This window comes from Flavobacterium sp. P21 (genome assembly GCF_050632225.1).
Lineage (GTDB): Bacteria > Bacteroidota > Bacteroidia > Flavobacteriales > Flavobacteriaceae > Flavobacterium.
This window is the reverse complement of sequence record NZ_CP192585.1, coordinates 819,274-837,376: the sequence shown is the minus strand read 5'-3', so window position 1 is coordinate 837,376 and position 18,103 is coordinate 819,274. Positions and strand designations below refer to the sequence as shown.

Here is an 18,103-nt window from a genome sequence, read left to right as displayed (position 1 = left end):
TTTATTTGGGTTTAAGTGGGCAAAAGAACAAAAAAAATTTAAAGTTTTGTAAGGCTTAAGTTAAATACCAAAAACGTCTTTTGAATTTTGAGTCGTAATCTTGGCAATTTCTTCGGCAGAAACTCCATAAATATTGCTTAATTTGGCAATAACATTGACTAAATAACTGCTTTCATTTCGTTTTCCTCGGTACGGAATCGGCGCTAAATACGGCGAATCTGTCTCCAATACAATATGTTTTAAGTCGATTTGGTTCATAAACTGATCGATTTTTCCATTTTTAAACGTTACGACACCGCCAATTCCTAATTTCATTTTGTAAGAAATCGCACGCTCAGCTTGTTCTAAAGTTCCGGAAAAACAATGAAAAATCCCAAACAAATCTTCAGATTTTTCTTCTTCTAATACTTCAAAGATTTCATCAAAGGCTTCTCGGCAGTGAATTACAATTGGCAATTTGTATTGTTTTGCCAACTGAATTTGTCTTTTAAAAGCAATTTGTTGCTCTTTTAAATGTGTTTTATCCCAATACAAATCGATCCCGATTTCGCCAACTGCGTAAAATTTTCGCTTTGATAATTCAGTTTCGACATGTGCTAATTCTTCCTCGTAATTATCTTTCACGTAAGTAGGATGCAAACCCATCATCAGGAAGATATTTTCTGGATAATTTTTCTCTAAATCATACATCGATTGTATTGTCGCAGCTGTCGATTGCAGGAATAAAAAAACGTGTAATTCCAGCATCAATAGCACGCTGAATCATAGCGTCACGATCCTGATCAAATTCTTCAGAATATAAATGGGTGTGTGTATCGGTAATTATGGGTGTTGAATTCAATTGTCTATTTTTTTAAAGATGTCAAAATTACGACAATATTAAAAGAATAGCAATTTCGTAGTGGTTATGGAACGCGGATTTTACGGATTCACTTCGTGAAAACGCGGATTAAAACGGATTTTTCTTTTTTAGAAGTAATGGCTTCGAATGAAAAAACCTTTGTCAAAGTTTGAAACTTTGACAAAGGTTTCTACACATTTCTTCGTTTTACCTATATTTTTATCATTCTGAGGAACGAAGGGCCTCACAAGAAGCTTCGAGAAGAAAATCCCCAATTTTTCTCTCGATCAGCTAGTGCGACCCCTCGTTCCTCAGTACGACAAACTGAGCTTTATGCTCCTGTTTCAATAAAAAGCAAAGCACGATCTAAAACCTCATCTTTGCCTTCTTGAATTCCTTTTATGGTAGGTTTTACTTCTATATCAGGAATGATGCCAATTCTTTGAGTTTCTCTTCCGTCAGGATAATAAACGCCAATTCCTGAAAATAGTGTGTGAAATCCTTTAAAATCAAATTGGCTTACATTTCCGTCTGCTCCGCCAGTCTGGCTTCCAATAATTGTTGTATTGCCAGCTGTCTGGAAGCACATTGCCGTCCATTCTGATTGACTGACTGATTTTTCATTAAGCAAAACAATGACTTTTCCTTTGTAATTATCTTTGTTTTCAGAACCGCTTTTTGTTCCTCCCTTCCAAATAAATCTGCCTGGATAAGAATAATACGGACGCGTATAAATGGCAAATTCTTTTTCCTGAGAATTTAGAAAATTTGATATTTCCTTCCAAGTTCCTCTAGGATAATTTCTCATATCAAAAACAATTGCTTTTGTATTTTTTAAGGTCTCAATCATAGCCGGAATATTTCTCGATTTTATAATCCCCATGTCAACATATCCAATATTATTATCGAGAAGTTTAAATTTCTGCTTTACTTTCTGAGCTCCTTTTTTAAATTCATTTCGATGCGACTCATGATAATCAAACCAAATCATATCTTTTGTTTCGTATTTTCCATCTTTCAAAAATTCAACTTTTACATTTTCATTTCCCTTCAAGACCACCTTTATCAGTTTATTTAAATATGAAGCCTCATTCGACGCACAGATTAAATCTCTGTTTGTTGCAATAATGTCCTTTATCGATTTGCCATCTATCTTAGTAATTACATCTCCTACTTTTATATCATAAGCTTGAGCAAGACTATCGCCCAAGATTTCAGTTACCACTATTTTTTCATCAATTATTTTACCGTCTGCAGGAAAATAACCTTTGCTTTTTACTGATGCTGAAGCTGATGGATATAAGAAAAACTCTGTATGGCTGTCATCTATTTTTGCAACCATTTTTTTCATTGCTGTGTAAAAATCAGTATAATTTTCAGCTTTGATCACCGCAGGCAATGTCTGTATTAAAGTTTCATCCCATTTTTGACTCATTAAATATTTAAATGGAAAAAAATATTCAACGACATTCCAATACATAAATATCATACGTAGTTTAGAATTTTTATCCTCAAAATTGGGATCGTCATAACGTTCATTTCTCAAGTTAACATTTTCTACATGTTCACTTCCTTCCACATAAAATTGTTTGCCTTGATATCTATTTTCTTCAATAAATTTTAATTTTGCAGAAAGATTTTTAGAAAATAAAGCATTTGAATTTATCCAAGATAAATCAAAATTTTTATCAAAAAAACTACGCCTTTCGGAGTTGCAATTGGCGCAATAAGAGGTACTTCTCCCAAAGAATCTATCCAGTTTGAAATTATTAAAGAATATTCTTTTCTGGTCTGCGCTTTTGCAATTTTAGGTAAAATATCGATCAACTGCTGATCCCAATTGAATTCTCCAGCGGCTACTTTTGGATGATAGTATTTTAAGAAACCCCATACTTTGCAAGTTGCAACCAGTTTTTCAGTTTCGGTGATTTTGGATGCACTGAAAATACTTTGCGAAAAAACAATAAAAAGTACTAACGTAATTTTCTTCATGTAGGTTTAGTTTAAATAAATAGTTTTTGGAGCTATTTCTTATAAAAGAAAACCGAATTTAGAACTAAAATTCTAAATCCGGTTACGGTTTTACGTAAAAGCATTTTTTTATGTGTATTGTCAGACTGAGCGGAGTCGAAGTCCAAACTTATTCTAAATCATCGAGCAAGCAATTGCACTTCATCATAATCTTCATAATCCTCAGAAATGGTCTGCAAAATTTCCTTGCACGCTTTATAATCTCTTTGTTTCAATTTAGACAATGCCAGATACCAAGTCGCTTTGTCTTTGTAAGCTGAATTTCCTGTTTTCAGTTCATTGAAAACAGCTTCGGCTTTTAAAAATTCGCTTTGTTCCAAAAGAGAAATTCCATAATAGTATTGAAGTTCTGGGGTTTTTCCTTTTGCCAAAACTTCTTCAAAATACGGAATAGCCAATGAATATCTTTTCGCATTAAACTGTTTTTCTGCATTTTTCAAAGGACCATCTTCGCTTCCTCTTTCAGCAAAAGAAGCTTGTTCGGGGTGATTATAATCGGCGAAAGCCGGATTCTGATTATAATTAAAAAAGAAAAGCCCAAATAATACCGCAACGGATGCGGCAACAGCCAAATACCAAGGCTTCAAACCAATTACTTTTGGTTTTTTATTGAAATGTTCTTCAGCTATCTGATTCAGATTTTCTTTAAATGCTTCTCGTTCTTCTTTAAATCCAAATTTATTCTGCAATTGAAGCTGTACCAATTTGAAAGTTTCAAATTCTGAAGCAAATTGAGCATCTTCTGCCAATTGTTTTTCAAAGTCATTTTTTTCTTCAACTGCAAGTTCTCCCTCAAGATACTGATCGAATAATATGTAGCGTTCTTCGTTCATGACTGCTTATTTTTTTAGAGAATTAAAATTTTTTGCTCCCTGAATCCACTCTGCAAGCTGGCCAATGCACAAAGATTTCTTTTTGCGCACGTAACCATATGTAACGTTTAGTTTCTCGGCAACTTCTTCCATTGATTTGATTGTAAAACTCAGCTTCAACAATTCCTGACACTTGTCTCCAAGTTTTTGAAACATCGTATCGAAAAGTTGTTGTTTTTCTTCAAAATCCTCAGTTTGAGCAATCAACTCGAGAGCAGATTCATTTATAGATACTACATCTTCATGAATTGTTACCCCTTTGTTTGATATTTTTTTGAATTCGTTAAGCCACTTTCTTTTGCATAATAAAAAAAGTAAGCATCAAATGGACAAGTCAGCTTTAGTGTTCCTGCTTTGGCTTGATTGTAAAGCAAAATCATAACTTCCTGAACAATATCCTGAGCCTGATCTCTGTCGCCGGAATTATTCAGGACAAAAAAACAACTTTAGGAACAAACTTTTTATAAATAGATTCAATTATAGCCGAATCATTTGTCGCAAGTCCGTCAATATACATTTGGTCATGATGTATTTTAATTTTCTCCATAAAAAAACTTTTATAAGTTAAAGTTATAAAAGAATCTCAAATAATTTCAAAATATAGGGTAACAATTACAAAATCAAATTGATATAAACCTGAAATACTCTTTTGAACTAAAAAAATTAAAAGAAATGGAAACGTATCAATTTACCCAAGAAAAAATCTGGATCAGTTTTACGAAATGATTTCGGCTAAAAAACGAAATGGTTTTGTAATTATCGAGCACAATGAAAAACTGCCTTATGTGGTTTTGTCCAAAGAAAAAAAGCCATCAAACATTCTTTTCACCTCTTTTTGACCTGCATCACATTTGGCCTTTGGGCAATTGTCTGGTTGTATTTGATTGTTTCGCTTTCGCAGAAAACAAACATTCTAGTAGCTGTCGACGAAGATGGAAATCTTTTTGAAGACAAGTGTTTATCGGCCTAAGTAAAAAAAAACAAAAACAAGGGTAACAAATTTTCAACCGAATTGATATAGTGTTATACAAGCCTGAAAAAATATTTTAAAAACAAGGGTAACAAAATCAAACCTAAATTGATTTAAGAATATAAATGTAACAACCAAAATCTGAAAACCACTTGAAACACTCAAGACAGATTTTTTAAAAACTAGAAATCATGAACACAAAATTTAAAACTATTAGTCTATTATTTTTATTACTAATCTCATTAGTAAGTCGCGACAACAGCGATGGAGATGATATCCAGATTATGCCTCCAACGTCGGCCGCTTTTAAAAGCATCAGCGAAAAAGGAGTTAAAGGAAATACGCAAAAATTTACTGCAACTGCCGGAAGCGGAATGATTACAATAACATCTGCAAAAGGTGTAAAATTGAACATCAACGGAAACTGCTTAACCAAAAACGGAAATGCCGTAACAGGGCAAATCGACATTGAATATATCGAGCTTTTTGACAAAGGAAATATGTTGATTACCAATAAACCAACAATGGGAATTACTGCTGACGGAAAGAAAAACCTTTTAATCTCTGGCGGCGAATTCTTTATCAAAGCAACTCAAGGCGGTGTTGAGCTTCAAACTTCTTGTTCAATGAGCATGATTGTTCCTGCCGCTTTAACTGATGGAGTTGACAATACTATGACTTTGTGGACTGGCGTAATTGACGATGCTGGAGAACTGGCTTGGAGAGAAGCAAAAGCAGGTGCTGACGGTGCAAATGGAAAAGGCGGTGTTCAAGGCGAAGGAAACAATTATTATGTAACTTTTGGAAACTTTGGATGGACAAATGTGGACCGTTTTTACAGTGATCCAAGACCAAAAACAACAATTCTTGCTGACGCTCCTGATGGATACGACAACAATAATAGCGCAATTTATTTGTCTTATGACGGCGAAGGAACAAATGCGCTTGCAAAATTAGATACTTATACCGCCGCAGGATTATTCAGCGAACATTATGGCCAAATCCCGATTGGTCTGAAATGCCATGTGATTTTTGTTACCGAAGACAATGGTCAATGGCGCTATGCGATCAAAGCAGTAACCGTCGGCGCCAACGATATTTACACTTTTACTCTTGCCGAAACCGTAGTCGGTACTGAGGCGCAATTGGTAGCGACAATTAATGCTATTCAATAACTTAGAAATGCTTTTTTAAGAAAAAGTGATGATTTGCTCATCACTTTTTTTACATTTAAACCTGTTTTAAAATTGATTATTAAGATTTTAGAACCCAAAACTATCTAGTTATGAAACCACAATTGTCTATTTTCTTTATTCTATTTTCTATTTTTTCAATAGGACAAACCAAAGTAAAAGACACCATAACCCGAAGAGCCAATATTGGATTTATCCAAAATGGAAATGCTGTTTCTTTCAAACCTGAAACACCGCCTTTGATTCCGATTGCTGGTGCTCCAAAACCAAGTTATTCGTATTTATGGGAGCTTGGCGACGGCCATTACAGCAAAGAAGCAGAACCTAAACATGTCTATAAAAACAAAGGAACTTACACCACACGACTTGCCGTTACCAACAATTACGACAACGGAAAACCTCCTGCAACTCGACCAAAAAAAGTGGCCGTAAATGATATTACAGACAACAATTACAAAGATATTGCATCAATTGCTGATCAAAATGGTTTTGCAATAATTAAAAATTGTGATCCTATTCCTGATCAGGAAATGATAGTTGTAGTAAGTTATCAAAATCTGGAAAATTATGTTGCAAACGGAAAACTATATTTGTTTTACAATGAAAAGCAATTCAAACACAACAACTTCGAATTAAGGGATTTCAGAACTTATGCGAATGAGCGAGAAATCAAAGAAATTCAAGTTGCTTCTGTTGATGATCTCGACGACTCTAATAATTTTGTGGCTTCCGCCGAAGGAAATTTCAAACCTAAAAAATACCGAAACACAACGACCGAAGAAGATTTGGATGCTTCGCTTTTAGAGGCAAATAAAACCTATCATAATGTTTCAATTTTAGAATTTGATGATGCCAATCCGGGAGAAACACGCAATGTTTTTTATACATTTAAAACAACTCCCGAAATGATAAAAGATACAAGCGCAACGGTTACCATGCGAGGGATTTTTGTTCCGAATAGAAGTTATAAGAATCATAAAATCAAAAACCTTGAAATGGAAATTGTGACTTCGCACGACCCAAATAAAATGGGATCTAACGGAAGTTTCATGAATTACAGATTGGTGCGTTTTAAAAGAGTAAATTTCAAAACTCGTTTTCAAAACAATGGCGAAGGCCCGGCAAGAATGATTCGTCTAGAAACTGATGTTCCAGATATGTTTGATAAAAAAACTTTTCAAATCGAAAGCATGTATCCTGAATGCCCGATTTGCCCAAAAGGCGAAGAACCAACCGTAAGCTGTCTCGATACCATTATCAAGCAAAAACAGATTATTTTCACTTTCAAAAACATTTATTTGCCGGGAAGCGAACAGAAAAATGTTCAGGAAAAAGATTCTACAAAAGGTTTTGTAAAATATTCGATGAAGTTTGCCGAAGACTTTCATAAAGTAAAAACCAAAAGCCGAACTGCGATTATTTTTGACAAAAATGAACCGATAATTACCAATTATGCCACTACCCGATTCTTGCCCGGAATTTCGATTGGTGCAAAAGCGGGTTACAATATTTATCCTGATTTAGATAAATCGACAAGTTATTTTGTGGGCGCGACAATTTCGCCTTTTAAATCGTATCGCTTTTATTGGCAAGCGGAATGGTTGAATGCTTTGAATCAATATAACAGTGAAGTTAAGGTTGAAAATGAAGTTTTGACAAATGCTAATGGAGTTCGCCAATTGCAACGTACAACGACCACAACCGAAAACAAAAACATCAATTGGGAAGTTCCTGTTTTGATTCGGTATAATATCAATAATTACATCGGAGTTGGAGCTGGAGTGCAGTTCAATCTGAATGTTTCTTCAGAACAAAATCAGAATATACAAGTTGATCTTTATGAAGGTGATAAAGAGAATTTTTTAATTGATTCGAAAACAACTTCAAATACAATTAAAAACTCTTTTACTGATTTTAAAACTGGATTATTATTTGATTTGACGGCTGGTTTTGCCAGAATTGGGCCAAGTTTGGGCGCGCGTTATGTAATTAATTTTGAACAAAATTTCAATTATATTCAGCTTTATGGGATATGGAAGTTTTAGAAGTTATACCGCAGAGATTCGCAAAGGTTGCACAGAGATACGCAAAGAGTTTTTGCCACAAATTTCACGAATTTTCACAAATCGAAACTCAAAAGCATTGCTTAAAAAATTAGTGGAAATTGGTGAAATTCGTGGCAAAAAAACAAATTAATATGAACTTATATCACTTATATGGTTTAATCTTCCTTTTTATAAATCTGAATGTTTTTGGGCAGAATCAGGAATATAAAATATATAATGCCATTGACGTTTATGTTGCTCATCCTTCCGCTAAGGCGTTGCAAAATTTACGAAATATTGAAAGTGATTTTTGGAAAAATCAAAAACCAAAAACCAAAGATGAGTTATTGGCAATTGTGGTTTTGAATTGCAACAAAGCGTATTATGAAAATCAATTTGGACAAACTCAAAACGCCATTTCGAGTTATGAAAAAGCGTGGCAGATTTATCAGAAAAACAAACTTTCCAATTATGATATTATTGAATTTTGTTTGAAGCCTTTAGGAAATCTATATACCGTTTTAGGCGATTATGACAGCGCTGAAAATATTATAAAGCAGTATTTTTTTATTGCGAATCTTGAAAAAAACGAAGCTCAAAAAGTTGCCGCTATTCTGAATTTGTCAAATGTTTATCAAAATACAGGGAGAGTTATTGAAGGAATTGAACTTTTGGAAAAAACTTTAAAAACTGAAAAACTATCAAACTCGCAGAAAGGCATTTTACTGAATAATTTAGGCAATAATTATTTGCTTTTTAAAGGAAATTTGATGACCCAGGAGCTTTATAAAAAAGCTGAAAATGCCTTTAAATCAGCGGTTAACTATTTGGAAAACGATAAAGATCATCTTGAAAATTTATCTAATTCTTATCGAAATCTTGCAAATGTAAGCAGGCAAACCCATCGATTTAAAATTGCCGATTCTTATTTAGAAAAAGCAACAGAACTCTTCCTGAAAATTCCAAATCAGCAACCAAGAAAAATTGCCAAACTGTATTATGAAAAAGCATTACTGCTTTTTGATGAAAAAAATACGCCGAAAGCACCAAGCAAACCACTGAAGCTTTTAAAATTTTAATTCCGAGTTATGTTCCAAAAAACATTCTTCCGACTGAAAATGAATTATATGCCGAAACTGTTTTAATGGATATTTTGGATTTACAGGCGGCAATTTTTGCTCATCAAAACCAACTTAAAAAAGCACTTGAAGGTTATCAACTTTCGTTTCATATTGAAAATTTATTGATGAGCGGTTTAGTGTATGAAAACTCTAAAATCATTTCACAAATCCGTGCCAGAAATCGTACCGAGAAATGCCTATTGATTTACGATCGATTGTACAAAAGGGAAAATAGAGCGGAATATTTAGAAGAAGCTTTTCAATTGGCAGAAAAAACAAAATCAGGAATTTTGAAGCGTCATCTTTCAAATAATAAAAAAGCTTCTGCAAAAGAAAAACAACTTTTGCAAGAATTTCAAAATGCCAATAACTCGATTTTAAAAGAACAGCAAAAAGGAAATTTGGCTAATATTTCAGTTATTAATTCGGCCATAAAAAAGCAAAATGAATTGATGCTTTCATTAAAGAGAATTCAATCTCAAAATCAAAATTCAATTGCTGAGAATTTCGATTTTAAAGCATTCTCTTCCAAATTAGAAAAAGAGAAAGCTATTATGATTTATTATTTTATGGGTGCTGAATACCTCTATTATTTCACCATTCAAAATAATCAAATTAGCTTAAATCATTTTGATGTTACTGATAATGCAAATTCCAGAATTTTAAAATTCATCGATTATTTCAGAACTCCAGACGCTATCACAAATGATATTGTTGGCTATAATTATTATGGAAAAAGTGCCTACGAGTTATTAAAATTACCTTCAAACCAAAACTGCAAAAACCTCATCATTGTTCCTGACGGGATTTTAAATTTTCTTCCTTTTGAAGCTTTGATTACGAAAGAATCAAACACAACAAATTTTGCCAAAATGCATTATTTGCTTAATGATTTTAAGATTGCTTATAATACTTCGGCAAATATTTATTTGAATTCAAAACCAGTTCAGAAATCAGAAAAAACAGTTTTAGGTGTGTTTCCGGTTTTTGAGAAAACAGCTTTTGAATTGACTTATTCGAAGAAAGAATTAGAATCCATTCGAAGTAATTTTAAGGGAAAATATTTAGAAAACGCTGATGCCACATTTGCTAATTTCAAAAATAACGCTTCTAATTATGCTATACTCCATTTGAGTACGCATGCCTCTTCGGGCGATATTGAAACTCCGGCGAGCATTAAATTTTATGATCAAGAGATCTTCTATTCTGAATTGTATAATTTGCACATCAATCCCGATTTAGTAGTTTTGAGCGCCTGTGAAACCGGAATTGGAAAACTCTACAAAGCCGAAGGCGCGATGAGCGTTGCAAGAGGTTTTCAATTTGCCGGCGCACAGAATTTGCTGTTTTCATTATGGAAAGTAAATGATTTTACGACTTCTGTATTTATGGAAGATTTTTATAAAAACGTCAACCATAATGTTTCTTATTTTGAAGCCAATAACAAAGCAAAATTGGATTATCTGAACAACAAATCTATTTCGAATGTGAAGAAATCGCCTTATTATTGGAGTTCGTTTGTTTATTATGGCTCTGTTTCGAATGAAGAAGAATCATCAAATTATATCTATTATATTGTTAGTTTATTGATTTTAATTGGTTTATTTTTGATATTCAATCGGAATCGAAAATGGAAAATCTTCACGAATACCTCAAAAAAGAGAAATACAAAAAAATAAAATTCAAGATTACCAGAACGCAACATCTTGCAATAAAAGCCAAGATTAACGGCATTTCGGGAGACTTCATTTTAGATACTGGAGCGTCAAATTCCTGCGTTGGGTTTGAAAGCATTGAGCGTTTTGAATTAAAGGCAAAAAAATCCAAAACAAAAGCGTCGGGAGCGGGCGGAACAGGTATGAAAACCCAAATTTCATCTGAAAATAAATTAGCATTAGGAAGTTGGAAAAACAACGATTTCAGTATTGTCATTTTTGATCTTTCACATGTAAATGAAGCTTTGGAATCACATAAAGCAAAACCAGTTCATGGCATTATTGGCGCCGATGTTTTGCTAGAAGGAAAAGCAATAATTGATTATTATAATCATTATGTGTATTTGAAATGAAAATTTTGCTTTAGTTATTTTTTTAAGCTTTTACGGGAAACCGCAATTTTAACACTATTTATTCTACTATATTTGATGACCAATTAACAAATATAGTACTATGAAAAAAACTCTACTTTGTTTTCTTTTATTATTTACAACTACATTTTATTCTCAAGTCGCTTTCGTTACAGTTTGCGCTAACGAAACTTTTAATCTCACTTCACTTAAGGCCGATTTTATTGGTAATTTAAATCCTGCTGAAACAACGGTAACTTACTTTTTGAGTGAAAACGATGCTTTAAACAATACAAATGTAATTCTGAATCCAACTACTTATACTGGAGTTACAGGTACATCAAAAATCTACGGAAGAATAGACAATAATGGCACTATCACGACCAATTATTTCAATTTAACTACTTTTCCGGCTTTAACAGTAACGGCTTCCAACAAACCGATACTTTGTAAAGGAGAAACTGCATCATTATCAATAAATGTTTCTGGAGGAAGTGGTTCTTATTCCTATTCCTTAAATGGTAGTTCATTTACAAGTCAAGATTATTATTCTTATTTGCCTGCTGGTTTTTATACTATTACTGTTCGGGACGACGTGAAAGGCTGTGAAACTTCAATTGATTATACCATTACTGAGCCCGAAGCTCTAGTAGCTACAAGTCTTGTTGATCAGCAAAATGTATTTGTTACTGCCTATGGTGGTACTGCCCCTTATCAATATTCTTTGGATGGAATCAATTATCAATCAACTAATTTTTTTGCAAATTTAGCTCCTGGCTCTTATAATATAAAAGTAAGAGATGCTGAAGGATGCGGAGCAAATGTATTTGCTAATGTAAATCCTCCTTTGACTTGTACAATATCCATTGTAAAACTGATAGATTGCATGAGCAATGGTTCAATCATCGCTAATGCTATTGGAGGTCAAGCGCCATATGTTTATTCTATAAATGGAGGCCCTTATTCTCCAATAAATATTTACAACGATTTGCCTGCAGGAACTTATACGGTAACCGCAAAAGATGCAACAAATACCATTTCAAATTATTACGCAGTAACACTTGCTCCTCTTGTTCAAGTTGATTTTGTAGCTACAAATACACCTATATTATGCTTTGGCGGAACAGCTTCTTTAACAATTGTAGCTTCAGCTGGACAGACTCCTTATCAATATGCTATAAATGAAGGAGCGAACACAAACAACAATGTATTTACAAATCTTACAGCTGGAAATTATACCATCAAAGTAACAGATGCTAATGGATGCATAAAAATACTTCCATATACAATTACAGAACCAATTGCCTTAACTGCAAATTCAAGTACGTTTGGTCAAAATATAGTAATCAGTACTACTGGTGGCATGGCACCTTATCTATATTCTTTAGATGGGATTACTTTTCAAGATAGTAATGTTTTCTCGAATGTAGCTGATGGCACATATCCTGTAGTAATAAAAGATGCTCAAGGATGCAGTTTTACACTTTCGGTGAAACTTTCAGCAACAGAACAGCCTTTAAGTTCTGGAGCAATGATTGTCAAACAAGTAGATTGTAGAGGTAATGGTACGCTTCGTGTTATTGGTTACGGAGGACAACCTCCTTATTTATATTCAGTAGATGGCGCTCAGACGTTTCAAACAAGCGATACCTTTAACGATCTAATTGCCGGAATTTATTCTGTAGCTGTAAAAGATGCTCAGAACACTATTGTAAATAATCTTTCAATGGGATTGAAAGCATTTGTTCCTGTAACTGGAACCGCTGTAGTTACAAATTCTTCAGGCTGTCTAAACAATGGTACAATAGCGATTTCTGGAAGTGGAGGTCAAATACCACTTTATTATTCTATTGATGGTGGAGTAACATATACTGCCAACAATACTTTTACGAATTTACCAGCCGGAAACTATGCTATTCTTGTAAAAGATAGTGGTGATTGTATTTCTTCTGTTATATCTGCAACAATACAACAACCTTCGCAATTAGCTCTGACAGCTACACACAATTCAATATTATGTCATAAGGGTACAACAACCTTAACAACTAGTATAGTTGGCGGGCAGGCTCCATATCAATATTCTATAAACGATGGTGCTTTTTCTTCTAGTAATACTTTCTATGGCTTAAGTGCAGGAACTTATATTATTAAAGCAAAAGATGTTCTTGATTGTCAAACAGAACTTGTATATGATATAAAGCAACCAACGCCATTATTTGCCACTATTAATGCCGACAAACAAACTATAACAATTGTCGGGGAAGGAGGAATTGCACCTTATGAATATTCTTTAGATATGGCTGTTTTTCAGTCTTCAAATATTTTTGCAAATTTAACTCCAGGTATTCATACTATATTGCTAAGAGATGCAAATAGATGCGAATCAGCTCCATTTAATGTCAATATTGAAAATCCAAATTCATTAAATGCTGTAGCAACAATTACTAAGGAACTTGATTGTTTGAGTAATGCAGTAATAGTTGCTAGTGCGACAGGAGGAACGGCTCCATATACTTATTCTATAAATGGAGTAACTTTTCAGTCGTCTAATGTTTTTAGCAATTTAACTGACGGAATTTATTCAATTACTGTAAAAGATACCAATGGTGCTCAAGCCATCACAAACAATATAACTATTACGCCTATAAGTTTTCCAACATTAACTTTTACTCAAACTAATGTAAGCTGTTCTCAGGGCAATGATGGAACTGTAATTGTTAGTGCGGCTGGAGGAAAAGCTCCCTATGTTTATTCTATAAATGGTGGAGCTTTTCAGTCAAGCAATATTTTCAGCAATTTAGCTCCTGGTGTTTATGATATAAGAATAAGAGATGCAAATGGATGCTTGAACTCTTCTTACGTAGTCATAACTGAACCTACTGCTATAACGTCAACTGTAAGTGTTAAAAATTCAACAACTGTTGCCGATAATGATGGTCAAATAACAGTTGTTGCAATGGGAGGAGTTTCGCCATATGTTTATGCATTGACCGATTCAAGTGGACTTCCAGCTGTTTCGTTTCAAAATTCATATACTTTTGATGGTTTAAAATCCGGGTCATACGGCGTTCAGGTAAAAGATGCAAATGGATGTATAGCTTTCAAAACAGATATTTCAATTATTAATAATGTTTCTGCTCCAACGGCAACAATTGATATTACTCAAATTAACTGCAACAATCCTTATGGGACAATTGCTGTTAATGCCATTGGAGGAACAGCTCCATATACTTATTCCATAAATAACCAGCCTTATCAAACAAATAATATTTTTGATACTCTAAATCCTGGAGATTATATTGTTACTGTAAAAGATGCTAATGATTTAGCTTATTCAAAAACTGTTGTAATACTTCCGGTTGTTGCGCCAACTGCTAATGCCGTTCTCACAAAATCAATAGATTGTCTTAGTAATGCTATCATAACCGTTTCTGCAACAGGAGGACAAGGTCCATATTTATATTCTTTTGATAATGGAAATACTTATGGCGACAATAATACTCTTAATAATGCTGTGGCAGGAGTTTATCCAATAATTGTAAAAGATAGTAATGGATGTTTTTCGAATGTACAAGCGATGACCGTCAATCCTCGTGTGCCATTTGTTGCAATAGCTACTATTACAAAAGAAGTGGATTGCATTAATGGATCTTTCAGAGTTGATGTTACAGGTGGAAAAAGTCCTTATCTATATTCGATTAACAATGAGCCTTATACCGCAACTGTGCCTCTTTTCAACAAACCAGCGGGAACCTATACAATAAATGTTAAAGATAACTCCAATTGTATTGCTACTACAACAATAACCTTAAAACCATATACGCTTACTGCGAATACAATAGTTACAAATGCGACTTGTTTTGGAAGTGCAAATGGCTCTATAAAAGTTCTTGCAAGCGGAGGAGCTCCTCCATATACTTACTCACTTGATGGCACTAATTATCAAACCAGTGATATTTTTAATAATCTTAAAGCAAGAACTTATTTGATCCGAATTAAAGACAATCGAACATGTGTTTCTAATATTACGGTAAATGTTCTACAACCTACAGCATTGGCTATTACAGCAAATACTACAAGCGCTACTTGCTATGGCTCGGCTACAGGAACAATAACTTTAAATGTTTCTGGTGGTACAGCTCCTTACTCTTATTCTAAAGATAATATTAATTATTCATCAAATAAGACTTTTACGTCTTTAAGTGCAGGCACTTATACTTTATATGTGAAAGATAATAAAGGATGTATCGTTTCCTATAATGCGACAATTTCTCAACCTAATGCTTTAGTACTTACTACTGATATTAAAACCCTTAATAATGATGGGTCAATTGGAGCCTTAATACAATTAGATGCCACAGGAGGGACTGCGCCCTATTTATATTCTGTAAAAAATCAAGTTACAGGAGTTGAGTACGGTAAAAATGTCCCTTATAAAAGATATAGTGGTATGCCTGCAGGTTTATACACAATTAGTGTTATTGATGCAAACGGATGCCAGGAAACCAAAAGCAATATAGACATTACACTTAATAATCCAATAATATTAAATGCTGTTAAAACGCCAATATCTTGTATTGCAAATGCTTCATTATCTGTAACCGCTTCAGGAGGTGTAGCTCCATATCTTTATTCCTATGATGGTGGTAATACTTATACCAACAACAATCCTGGACGAACTAATTTGACTCCTGGTAATTATTCCATTTTATTAAAAGATGCCATTGGAAATGAAGCACAAACACATTTTATTGTAAAAGCATATACTGCTCCAAAAATGACTACTATTGTCTCTTACGAAACCTCAAGCAATTATACTTCAGGCATGATAACGGTAAGTACTACAGGCGGTACAGCTCCTTACTCTTATAACATTAAAGGAACGGACGTTAGTAAAGTGGCATATGAAAATCAAACTTCGACAATCTATAGCGGATTACCAGCTGATACTTATACTGTCTTTTCGAAAGATGCTAACGGTTGCGAATCTGAAAAAACGGAATTGACTCTTACAATTCCTGAGCCTATTTTAATAACTGCATCGATCAGTAGTCCTTTGACATGTTCAAACAGTACTACAACTTTAACTTTTAGTGCCACTGGAGGAACTGGACCCTATCTATATTCAGCAAATGGCGGCAGAGGTTATACTACAACTGGTATTTATACTGTACAAGCGGGAACTTATAATCTTTATGTAAAAGATGCTCTCGGTAATACAAGCTGGATAAATTATATTGTAAAACCATACGTTCCGCTAGCACTCAATGCGACTAAAACAAACATAAATTGCAACGGATCTCAAGATGGCACAATAACTGCAACTGCAAGCGGAGGAATTGCTCCTTATACTTATTCTTTAGGAACCGTCTTTTCTTCATCTAATGTTTTTAACAATTTACAGCCAGGAGAATATAATGTAACTGTTAAAGACGCCGCAGGATGTACTACTATTTCTAGTACAACAATATTACAACCAGCTATTTTATCACTGTCAACCATTGTCCAAAATGCTTCATCTTCATACAATAGTGACGGAAGAATAACTGTTAATGCTTCCGGTGGAGTTCAACCTTATACTTATTCTCTTAAAAGGAGTAATGGAACAATATTAGCCCCACCACAAAATGCAAGTGTTTTTACAAATTTAACATCAGGATATTATTCTGTTGAAGTAAAAGATGCAGTAGGATGTATATTTTTACAACAAGGAATTAGTATTGTAGCTCCACCTCCACTTGTCGCTAGCGCCAGTGTAATTCCATTGACATGTAACGCTAATGGTGTTATAACCGTAACTGCAACGGGAGGAACTGCTCCATATGCTTATTCATTTAATAATGGTACAACTTACATAGCTTCGAATGTGTTTACTACTGCTATACCAGGAATTTATAATGTAGTTGTACGTGATGCTTATAACATTACCACTTCATTTATTATTATAATAGATCCTGTAACCCCTGTTCAATTAACAGCAACTATTACATCTCCTGTAAATTGCTTACAAAACGGAACAATAACAGCAAATGCGATCGGAGGACGTGCTCCTTTTGTTTATTCGTTAAATGGAGGCCCGCTTCAAAGCAGTAACTCATTTGTCGTAACTGCAGGTACCCATATTATAACTGTAAGAGATAGTAATGATTGTACAGCAGTTGTGTCTATACAATTAGAACAACCTCAACCTATAATTGCAAATTTAAATGTTGAAGACCAAACAGCAACAATCATTGCTTCAGGTGGTACAGGTCCTTTTTCATATGCAATTTCTCCTAATGTAAATGTGTTTACATCTAATAATACATTTACAAATTTAGAAGCTGGAGAATATACAGTAATTGTTAAAGATTTAAATGGGTGCTATGTAATGCTAAATTTCGTTATTAATCCACCAGCTCCTATAGCTGAGGGTAAACAAGAGACCATAATTGTTGATGTCAAACCAGGATCAACTTTAGCAGATCTTGTTGTGGATGGTGAAAACATTAAATGGTATAGTAATCCAAGTCCTTCACAAACCAAAACAAGCAAAACTAATGAAACTCCTTTGCCTTTAACAACAGTTTTGGTTGACGGTGTGACGTATTATGCTTCACAAACCATAAACGGAATTGAAAGTAAGGAACGTCTTGCGGTAACAGCCAAAGTTAATGGTTCACTTTCGGCACCAGATTTCAATTTGACTTCGTTCCAATTTTATCCTAATCCGGTGATTGATATTTTAAATATTGAAAACAATGCTGTTATCGACGATGTTGAAATTATTGATGTTTCTGGAAAATCTGTTTTATACAGAAAGATAAATGCTCCTTCTTCTGAAATTGATTTATCAAGTCTTTCTAGTGGTGTTTATGTTCTAAAAGTAACATCTGAAGGGAAAGCAAAAACAGTAAAATTCATTAAAAAATAATACTTTTCAACCTTAATAAAAAAGCCTTCATATAAATGAAGGCTTTTTGTTT

10 protein-coding genes and 1 pseudogene are annotated in these 18,103 nt (G+C 33.9%); 6 read left to right on the top strand and 5 right to left on the bottom strand.

Annotated elements, in window-relative coordinates:
- Positions 1 to 60: 60 nt before the first annotated feature.
- The 5 genes and pseudogenes from ACQ9BO_RS04050 to ACQ9BO_RS04030 form a co-directional block, all read right to left on the bottom strand.
- Positions 61 to 841: pseudogene (locus ACQ9BO_RS04050) on the bottom strand (TatD family hydrolase).
- Positions 842 to 1,172: 331 nt separating this feature from the next.
- Positions 1,173 to 2,420 carry a S41 family peptidase gene (locus ACQ9BO_RS04045; protein WP_431243733.1) on the bottom strand — a complete coding sequence of 416 codons (1,248 nt, stop codon included), beginning with the start codon at positions 2,418 to 2,420 and terminating at the stop codon, positions 1,173 to 1,175.
- 83 nt (positions 2,421 to 2,503) lie between these two features.
- Positions 2,504 to 2,833 carry a hypothetical protein gene (locus ACQ9BO_RS04040; protein ID WP_431243732.1) on the bottom strand — a complete coding sequence of 110 codons (330 nt, stop codon included), beginning with the start codon at positions 2,831 to 2,833 and terminating at the stop codon, positions 2,504 to 2,506.
- A gap of 158 nt (positions 2,834 to 2,991) precedes the next feature.
- Positions 2,992 to 3,705: a tetratricopeptide repeat protein gene (locus ACQ9BO_RS04035; protein ID WP_431243731.1), complete on the bottom strand. Its 714-nt coding sequence runs from the start codon at positions 3,703 to 3,705 to the stop codon at positions 2,992 to 2,994.
- 6 nt (positions 3,706 to 3,711) lie between these two features.
- Positions 3,712 to 3,951: a hypothetical protein gene (locus ACQ9BO_RS04030; protein ID WP_431243730.1), complete on the bottom strand. Its 240-nt coding sequence runs from the start codon at positions 3,949 to 3,951 to the stop codon at positions 3,712 to 3,714.
- Between the two features lie 954 nt (positions 3,952 to 4,905).
- Here ACQ9BO_RS04030 and ACQ9BO_RS04025 point away from each other — a divergent pair.
- From ACQ9BO_RS04025 to ACQ9BO_RS04000, 6 genes are all read left to right on the top strand, one after another.
- On the top strand, positions 4,906 to 5,889 hold the full coding sequence (locus tag ACQ9BO_RS04025; protein ID WP_431243729.1) for a hypothetical protein: 984 nt from the start codon (positions 4,906 to 4,908) through the stop codon (positions 5,887 to 5,889).
- A 110-nt stretch (positions 5,890 to 5,999) separates the two neighbouring features.
- The gene (locus ACQ9BO_RS04020) at positions 6,000 to 7,952 is read left to right on the top strand and encodes a PKD domain-containing protein (RefSeq protein ID WP_431243728.1); all 1,953 of its coding nucleotides are present in this window, start codon (positions 6,000 to 6,002) and stop codon (positions 7,950 to 7,952) included.
- 152 nt (positions 7,953 to 8,104) lie between these two features.
- Complete coding sequence (locus tag ACQ9BO_RS04015) at positions 8,105 to 9,031, top strand: tetratricopeptide repeat protein (protein WP_431243727.1); 927 nt, start codon at positions 8,105 to 8,107, stop codon at positions 9,029 to 9,031.
- Positions 9,032 to 9,096: 65 nt separating this feature from the next.
- Positions 9,097 to 10,752 (top strand): CHAT domain-containing protein, encoded by a 1,656-nt coding sequence (locus ACQ9BO_RS04010; protein WP_431243726.1) that lies wholly within the window; start codon positions 9,097 to 9,099, stop codon positions 10,750 to 10,752.
- The gene (locus ACQ9BO_RS04005; protein WP_431243725.1) at positions 10,704 to 11,141 is read left to right on the top strand and encodes a retropepsin-like aspartic protease; all 438 of its coding nucleotides are present in this window, start codon (positions 10,704 to 10,706) and stop codon (positions 11,139 to 11,141) included. The genes ACQ9BO_RS04010 and ACQ9BO_RS04005 overlap by 49 nt, the downstream gene beginning before the upstream one ends.
- A gap of 100 nt (positions 11,142 to 11,241) precedes the next feature.
- Positions 11,242 to 18,051 carry a T9SS type A sorting domain-containing protein gene (locus tag ACQ9BO_RS04000; RefSeq protein ID WP_431243724.1) on the top strand — a complete coding sequence of 2,270 codons (6,810 nt, stop codon included), beginning with the start codon at positions 11,242 to 11,244 and terminating at the stop codon, positions 18,049 to 18,051.
- The last annotated feature ends 52 nt before the right edge of the window (positions 18,052 to 18,103 follow it).